Below are 376 nucleotides of genomic sequence, written 5' to 3'. Positions count from 1 at the left end.
CTTCCTCCGGTTTATCACCGGCAGTCTCCTTAGAGTTCTCAGCATTACCTGCTAGCAACTAAGGATAGGGGTTGCGCTCGTTGCGGGACTTAACCCAACATCTCACAACACGAGCTGACGACAGCCATGCAGCACCTGTATCAGAGTTCCCGAAGGCACCAAACCATCTCTGGTAAGTTCTCTGTATGTCAAGTGTAGGTAAGGTTCTTCGCGTTGCATCGAATTAAACCACATGCTCCACCGCTTGTGCGGGCACCCGTCAATTCATTTGAGTTTGACCCTTGCGGCCGTCCTCCCCAGGCGGTCTACTTAATGCGTTAGCTTTGAAAAACATAAGCGTGGTTGCGAGCTTCTAGTATCCTTCGTTTACTGCGTT

Annotated in this window: 1 rRNA gene; it reads right to left on the bottom strand. The window is 50.5% G+C overall.

Features of this window, described 5'->3' with window-relative positions:
- A 16S ribosomal RNA gene (locus tag CWC30_RS18320) occupies positions 1-376 on the bottom strand; the annotation flags it as partial.

This window comes from Pseudoalteromonas sp. S4741 (assembly GCF_005886135.1).
Taxonomy (GTDB): domain Bacteria; phylum Pseudomonadota; class Gammaproteobacteria; order Enterobacterales; family Alteromonadaceae; genus Pseudoalteromonas; species Pseudoalteromonas tetraodonis.
The sequence above is the reverse complement of the archived record's forward strand: the minus strand, read 5'-3'. Positions and strand labels throughout refer to the sequence as shown.